Raw genomic sequence first — 7343 nt, 5'->3', positions numbered from 1 at the left:
TCAGCAAGCACATCAGCTTCAGAATCAGCATCAACAAGTGCATCAGAATCAGCAAGCACAAGTGCGTCAGAATCAGCAAGCACATCAGCTTCTGAGTCAGCCTCAACAAGTGCGTCAGAAGCGTCAACATCGGCGTCGACAAGTGCGTCAGAATCAGCAAGCACATCAGCCTCTGAATCCGCCTCAACAAGTGCGTCAGAATCAGCGTCAACAAGTGCATCAGAATCCGCATCAACAAGTGCTTCAGAGTCAGCAAGCACAAGTGCGTCAGAGTCAGCAAGCACAAGCGCGTCAGAGTCAGCAAGCACAAGCGCTTCTGAATCCGCATCAACAAGTGCGTCAGAATCAGCAAGCACAAGCGCCTCTGAATCAGCATCAACAAGTGCGTCAGAATCAGCAAGCACAAGCGCTTCAGAATCAGCATCAACAAGTGCGTCAGAAGCGTCAACATCGGCGTCAACAAGTGCGTCAGAATCAGCAAGCACATCGGCTTCTGAATCGGCCTCAACAAGTGCATCAGAGTCAGCAAGTACATCAGCATCTGAATCAGCATCAACAAGCGCTTCTGAATCAGCAAGCACAAGTGCGTCAGAATCAGCAAGTACATCAGCATCTGAATCAGCATCAACGTCTGCCTCAGAATCAGCAAGTACATCAGCATCTGAATCAGCATCAACGTCTGCCTCAGAGTCAGCAAGCACAAGCGCTTCTGAATCAGCATCAACGTCTGCCTCAGAGTCAGCAAGCACAAGTGCGTCAGAATCAGCAAGCACATCGGCTTCTGAGTCAGCAAGCACAAGCGCATCAACATCAGCGTCTGAATCAGCAAGCACATCTGTTGTTACAAGTAAGGGAATGCCAGAGAGCTTATCACTTGATAGTTTAGATATCGATAGTGTGATTACATCGGATTCAATTAGCACATCAGTATCGCAATCACTATCATTATCAGTAAGCGTAAGCCAGTCAGTGATTCATTCGACTAGTCAAGCTCCTCAAACTGATACCACTAAGACACGTAAGCAACTTCCAAATACTGGAACAGCAACTTCGGCTACAAATCTGCTCCTAGGAGCTGTAGCAGGTCTAACAGGATTAGGATTAGTAGCTAAACGTCGTAAGCGTGATGATGAAGAATAAGCTTTCTAACTAATCAGTAATTTGATTATTCTGATCAAAAAATCTGAAAGTTCAGATTGAAGACAAAGGAGTCTGGGATAATAGTCCGTATCTCCTAAAAAAAGCAACGGTTTTTGCCGTTGCTTTTTTACATGTTTACGATAGTTTTGGTATAGTGGAGTGAACCTAGAATAGTACGCTACGAATTCTAAAACATTTTTAGAAATTATGGCAGATTGAATCTAGAGTAGTACGCTACAACTGCTAAAAATATTTTTAGAGATTTATTTGACTTTCCTAACCTCTCTATTCATATCTTATTTCAATCCACTATATTTAACTTAAATCAACATTTTTAAATTAAAACTGACAAGTGACTATATGAAAATTAGAGTATTATGAACAGAATAAATCTTTTCCACTTTTGTTTCCGGACATCTTAAATTTTGATAAACTTTTTAAACTATGTGTTTATTCAAATTTTAAACAAGATAATCTTTAGATTTCCTTTTTCTTCCTTTTAGTCTTTGTTTTATTGAATGTCTATCTTGATTTTTTGAGTATCCTAAAAGGTTATGCTATACTAGAAATATGTTAGATTTGGAGAAATATAGTGTGACCATGTGGGAAGAGGACAAGATTCTCTCTTTCCGTCAAAAATTATTAGCCTGGTATGACGAAAATAAGCGGGATTTACCTTGGAGACGAAGCAAGAATCCTTATCATATCTGGGTATCTGAAATTATGTTGCAGCAGACTCGAGTTGATACCGTCATTCCCTATTATGAACGTTTTTTAGACTGGTTTCCGACCGTAGAAAGCTTAGCAAATGCTCCTGAGGAGCGCTTATTAAAAGCCTGGGAAGGACTTGGCTATTATTCTCGTGTCCGCAATATGCAAACAGCCGCTCAACAGATTATAAATGAATTTGAAGGCAAGTTCCCGTCTACTTATGAAGGTATTTCAAGCTTGAAAGGGATAGGTCCTTATACAGCTGGTGCAATCTCTAGTATTGCCTTTAACCTTCCACAGCCTGCAGTAGACGGCAATGTCATGCGCGTTTTGGCACGTTTATTTGAAGTCAATCATGATATTGGAAATCCTAGCAATCGAAAAATATTTCAAGCTATGATGGAGGTTTTGATAGATCCTGATCGTCCAGGTGATTTCAATCAGGCTTTGATGGATTTAGGTTCAGATATTGAGGCTCCTGTTAATCCAAGACCTGAGGAGAGTCCTGTTAAGGAGTTCAGTGCTGCTTACCAACATGGAACCATGGATCGCTATCCCATTAAGGCGCCCAAGAAAAAGCCAATCCCTATTTATCTAAAGGCTCTTGTAGTGCAAAATAGTCAGGGTCAGTTTCTATTAGAAAAGAATGAAAGTGAGAAGTTACTTGCTGGATTTTGGCATTTTCCCTTGATTGAAGTTGATGAATTCTCAGACCAGACTCAGGACTTGGACCTTTTTAGTCAAGTAGCGGAGCCGATTCTAGAACTGGGACCATCTCCACAGGAGAGTTTTGAACAGGACTATGATTTAAAAGTTGAGTGGCAAGATCTACGTTTTGAAGAGGTCAAGCACATTTTTAGCCATCGTAAATGGCATATCCAGATAATTGCAGGCCGAGTTGCTGAGACACAGGAATATACAGATAGAGAAGTCCTTTGGTTAAGTCCAGAAGAATTTAGCAATTATCCCCTAGCTAAACCTCAGCAAAAGATTTGGCAAGCCTACTTGAAAAGAAGCCACTAGCATCGGTCATGCGTGTCTTCTTTACTTTTTTTTGGTATAATGAGATAAGGAAAAAGGTGACTAAATGAAAAAAATACTAATTGTAGATGATGAAAAACCCATCTCAGATATTATAAAATTTAATATGACCAAGGAAGGTTATGAAGTTGTAACTGCTTTTAATGGTCGTGAAGCACTTGAACAATTTGAAGCTGAGCAACCAGATATTATTATCTTGGATTTGATGCTTCCAGAGATTGATGGACTTGAGGTCGCAAAAACTATTCGTAAGACAAGTAGTGTTCCCATTATCATGCTTTCAGCAAAGGATAGCGAATTTGATAAGGTTATCGGGCTTGAGCTTGGGGCGGATGACTATGTAACCAAGCCGTTTTCAAATCGTGAACTACAGGCCCGTGTTAAAGCTCTTCTCCGTCGTACAGATCTTGTCTCAGTTGATAGCCAAGAACCTGAAACGAAATTACAAAGTCTGCAGATTGGCGATTTGGAGATTTTACCAGATGCCTACGTGGCTAAGAAATATGGTGAAGAGTTAGACCTAACCCACCGTGAATTCGAACTCTTGCATCATTTAGCTTCTCATCTTGGACAAGTTATTACCCGAGAACATCTTCTTGAAACCGTTTGGGGATATGACTATTTTGGAGATGTCCGTACAGTTGATGTAACCATTCGACGCTTGCGTGAGAAGATTGAAGATACACCAAGCAGACCTGAATACATCCTAACTCGTCGTGGAGTAGGATATTATATGAGAAATAATGATTGAAGTAATTAGACAAACAATTTTGACGAGCGACTTTATCTTTATCCTCATCTTAATTGGCTTTATTCTGTTAGTGTCTTTTCTCTTGCTTGAGAGTCGTCGTGATAATATTCGTTTGAGGCAGATCAATCAGAAAATAAAAGATTTGATTGATGGTGATTATTCTCAGGTTTTGGATATGCAAGGAAGCTCAGAGATAACTAATATCACTAACAATCTTAATGATTTGTCTGAAGTCATTCGTCTGACTCAAGAAAATCTGGAACAAGAGAGTAAAAGGTTGCATAGTATCCTGTCCTACATGACAGATGGAGTGCTTGCAACCAACCGTCGTGGGCAAATCATCATGATCAATGATATGGCCAAGAGACAACTTGGAGTTGAAAGGGATGATGCTCTTAATCAAAATATCTTAGAGTTACTCAAGATTGAAGAAGAGTATGAGCTGAGAGAACTTATTACTCAGAGCCCTGAGCTGATGATTTATTCGCAGAATCTTAATGGCGAATATATCAGTTTGCGCGTTCGTTTTGCCTTGATTCGTAGAGAGTCTGGCTTTATCTCTGGTTTAGTAGCAGTTCTACATGATACGACTGAACAAGAGAAAGAAGAACGTGAGAGAAGGCTTTTCGTTTCGAACGTTAGTCATGAGTTGCGTACACCCTTGACAAGTGTAAAATCTTATTTGGAGGCCTTGGACGAAGGAGCTCTTACAGAACCGGTTGCTCCAGACTTTATCAAGGTTTCTCTTGATGAAACCAACCGTATGATGCGGATGGTGACGGACCTCTTGCATCTATCACGGATTGACAACGCAACCAGTCACTTGGATGTCGAGTTGATTAACTTTACTGCCTTTATCACCTTTATTCTCAATCGTTTTGATAAAATGAAAAGTCAGGATGAGGAGAAGAAGTACGAGTTGGTGAGAGATTATCCGATTAACTCTGTTTGGATTGAGATTGATACGGATAAGATGACCCAGGTGATTGATAATATTTTAAATAATGCTATCAAGTATTCACCAGATGGTGGAAAAATCACTGTAAGCATGAAGACTACAGATGATCAGATGATTTTATCAATTTCGGACCAAGGGCTTGGGATTCCTAAAGAAGATCTACCAAAGATTTTTGACCGTTTTTATCGTGTTGACAAGGCAAGAAGTCGTGCTCAAGGTGGTACTGGTCTAGGACTTGCTATTGCTAAAGAAATCGTCAAACAACATAATGGATTTATCTGGGCTAAGAGTGAATACGGTAAGGGTTCAACCTTTACTATCGTACTGCCATACGATAAGGATGCCGTGAAAGAAGAGATTTGGGAGGATGAACTAGAAGACTAGAATGAGTGATATCGGTTTTAAATACAGTATTTTAGCATCGGGTTCCAGTGGAAATTCATTTTACTTGGAAACACCAAAAAAGAAAATTTTAGTAGATGCGGGCCTATCTGGCAAAAAAATTACAAGCCTTTTGAGTGAAATCAATCGTAAACCAGAGGATTTGGATGCTATTTTGATAACGCATGAGCATTCAGATCATATCCACGGTGTGGGCGTTCTGGCTCGTAAATACGGCATGGATCTTTATGCCAATGAGAAAACTTGGCAGGCTATGGAAAATAGTAAGTATCTTGGTAAGGTTGACTCGTCGCAAAAGCATATTTTCGAGATGGGAAAAACTAAAACCTTTGGTGACATCGATATTGAGAGCTTTGGTGTGAGTCATGATGCAGTGGCGCCCCAGTTTTATCGTTTTATGAAGGATGATAAGAGCTTTGTCATGCTGACGGATACGGGCTATGTTAGTGACCGTATGGCTGGCATTGTCGAGAATGCAGATGGCTATCTGATCGAGTCAAATCATGATGTGGAAATCCTGCGAGCAGGATCTTACGCATGGCGACTCAAACAACGCATCCTGTCTGACCTTGGTCACCTCTCAAACGAGGATGGAGCAGACGCCATGATTCGCACACTAGGTAATCGTACCAAGAAGATTTACCTAGGCCATTTGTCTAAGGAGAATAATATCAAGGAACTGGCCCACATGACCATGGTCAATCAGTTAGCTCAAGCAGATCTTGGAGTTGGAGTAGACTTTCAAGTTTACGATACTTCACCAGATACCGCAACACCATTGACGGAGATATAAAAAAGAAGGCACAAGCCTTCTTTTTTATAGACTATTTTACAAGCCAGCAAATTCTTTGATTTCTTGAGCTGACATTGAAGAGTCGCAACGGACATTGATTTGTCCATCTGCAATGTGAACAAACCCTGGTACAGTCGGAATTTCATAGCGTGAGCGGAAGTCTTGTAAAGCTTCAAGTTGACTTGGCTCTTCGCTATTGATGAAGTAGATGTGCGCTTTGGTTTCAGCTACTACACCAGCCAATGTACCAGCAAATTTACGGCAATAAGGACAAGTTTTGCGTCCGATAAAGAAAGTTGCTGTTTCTTGATTGTCAAGTGCTTCTTGAGCACGCGCTACAGTTGTAACTTCAAGATCTTTGATGTTTTCTAAAAATTGTTCCATGAGATTACCTCGCTTTCATTGATATGTCTAGTATGCCATAAAGTTTCTAAAATTGCTTAGATTTGATACGAAAAAAAGATGAGATTGGTTGGTCTCATCTTTTATAGGATTTTATTTTACAAAGGCATTGATTTCTGCTTCGATGTTAGCAATCTTAGCTTGTGATTCTTCGTTGCTTTCACCAACAACTGCAATGTAGAACTTGATTTTTGGTTCTGTACCTGAAGGACGAACTGCGATCCATGAACCATCTGCAAGAGTGTATTTCAATACATCACTTGGAGGAGTTGTCAAGGTTGTTACAGTGCCATCGGCTGCAGTAGATGTTTGTGCTTTGAAGTCTTCAACGACAGTGATAGTTGTTGCATTCCATTCTTTTGGTGCATTGTTGCGGAATTTAGCCATAATTGCTTTAATTTGTTCAGCACCGTCAACACCAGAAAGAGTAACAGAGATTGTCTTTTCAGCATAGTAGCCATACTCTTTGTAGATTTCTTCGATACCGTCAGCAAGGGTCAAACCACGTGAACGGTAGTAAGCTGCAAGTTCAGCAACAACAAGAACAGCTTGGATAGCATCTTTATCACGTACGAATGGTTTAATCAAGTAACCGAAGCTTTCTTCAAATCCCATCATATAAGTGTGATTGTGTTTTTCTTCGAATTCTTGGATTTTTTCAGCGATGAATTTGAAACCTGTCAAGACGTTGAACATGGTTGCGCCGTAGCTTTCAGCAATCTTTGTTACCAAGTCAGTTGATACGATAGATTTGCAAAGAGCCGCATTTTCAGGGAGAGTTCCAGCATTTTTGTGGGCTTCCAAGATGTATTTTGCCATGATGGCACCGATTTGGTTCCCTGAAAGGTTAAGGTAGCTACCATCTTTTTGAAGAACTTCAACACCAACACGGTCAGCGTCAGGGTCAGTTGCAACAAGAACATCAGCGCCTACTTGGCGACCAAGTTCTTCTGCAAGGGCAAAGGCTGCTTGACTTTCTGGGTTTGGAGATTTAACAGTTGAGAAGTCTGGGTCTGGAGTTGCTTGAGCTTCAACGACTTGAACAGAGTCAAATCCTGCTTGGGCAAGAGCACGACGAGCCAACATTTCACCAGTACCATGAAGTGGTGTGTAGACAATCTTCATGTCTTTACCGAATTCTTCAA

7 protein-coding genes are annotated in these 7343 nt (G+C 40.7%); 5 read left to right on the top strand and 2 right to left on the bottom strand.

Going from position 1 to position 7343, the window contains the following annotated elements; genetic code table 11:
* The 5 genes from RQ973_RS09310 to RQ973_RS09290 form a co-directional block, all read left to right on the top strand.
* The coding region (locus RQ973_RS09310) for an LPXTG cell wall anchor domain-containing protein (RefSeq protein ID WP_311523803.1) at positions 1 to 1140 on the top strand (1140 nt) is incomplete at its 5' end.
* Positions 1141 to 1710: 570 nt separating this feature from the next.
* Positions 1711 to 2874, top strand: coding sequence for an A/G-specific adenine glycosylase (gene mutY, locus RQ973_RS09305; protein ID WP_311523801.1), 1164 nt, complete (start codon positions 1711 to 1713; stop codon positions 2872 to 2874).
* A 64-nt stretch (positions 2875 to 2938) separates the two neighbouring features.
* Entirely contained in the window at positions 2939 to 3643 is a 705-nt protein-coding gene (gene yycF / locus RQ973_RS09300; protein ID WP_075231732.1) for a response regulator YycF, read from the top strand.
* Entirely contained in the window at positions 3636 to 4985 is a 1350-nt protein-coding gene (gene vicK / locus RQ973_RS09295; RefSeq protein ID WP_311523799.1) for a cell wall metabolism sensor histidine kinase VicK, read from the top strand. Before yycF ends, vicK begins: the two co-directional genes overlap by 8 nt.
* A gap of 1 nt (position 4986) precedes the next feature.
* Entirely contained in the window at positions 4987 to 5796 is an 810-nt protein-coding gene (locus RQ973_RS09290) for an MBL fold metallo-hydrolase (RefSeq protein ID WP_045763287.1), read from the top strand.
* A gap of 36 nt (positions 5797 to 5832) precedes the next feature.
* Here RQ973_RS09290 and RQ973_RS09285 read toward each other — a convergent pair whose 3' ends face one another.
* Both RQ973_RS09285 and RQ973_RS09280 read right to left on the bottom strand, forming a co-directional pair.
* Complete coding sequence (locus tag RQ973_RS09285; protein ID WP_311523798.1) at positions 5833 to 6180, bottom strand: thioredoxin; 348 nt, start codon at positions 6178 to 6180, stop codon at positions 5833 to 5835.
* A gap of 111 nt (positions 6181 to 6291) precedes the next feature.
* Positions 6292 to 7343 (bottom strand): phospho-sugar mutase (locus RQ973_RS09280; protein WP_311523796.1); only part of this gene is annotated, 1052 nt, incomplete at its 5' end.

Origin of the sequence: uncultured Streptococcus sp., from assembly GCF_963511325.1 — a bacterium.
Taxonomy (GTDB): Bacteria; Bacillota; Bacilli; order Lactobacillales; family Streptococcaceae; genus Streptococcus.
The sequence above is the reverse complement of the archived record's forward strand: the minus strand, read 5'-3'. Positions and strand labels throughout refer to the sequence as shown.